The sequence below is a fragment of the Corynebacterium sp. UMB9976 genome, from assembly GCF_030212265.1.
Lineage (GTDB): Bacteria > Actinomycetota > Actinomycetes > Mycobacteriales > Mycobacteriaceae > Corynebacterium.
In genome coordinates this window covers 1-233 of the sequence record NZ_JASODY010000185.1, presented here as the reverse complement: position 1 = coordinate 233, position 233 = coordinate 1, and the positions used below count along the sequence as shown (strand labels likewise).

Sequence of the window (233 nt, the reverse complement as noted above, 5' to 3'; positions counted from 1 at the left end):
ACGACGTGTGACTGACACGCACGCCAAGTACCGCAAGCGCGTCGGCAACCTGACGCGCAGAACCCTGCTGTGGAACCTCCCGCCGGGCCACCGGCTCAGGTGGACTCACCCTATCGCCTATCACCCGCCGATGATGCTCAACCTCGACGAGCACACCATCAGCCCACGAACGCTCCGCGACATCATGCACACGATCATGAAGCCACCGAGCCACGTGCTCAAGGCGCCTGCTG

At 63.9% G+C, this 233-nt stretch carries 1 protein-coding gene; it reads left to right on the top strand.

Features of this window, described 5'->3' with window-relative positions:
* Positions 1-233, top strand: a 233-nt coding sequence (locus QP140_RS10310) for a hypothetical protein (RefSeq protein ID WP_284759561.1), incomplete at both ends; no start/stop codon positions are given.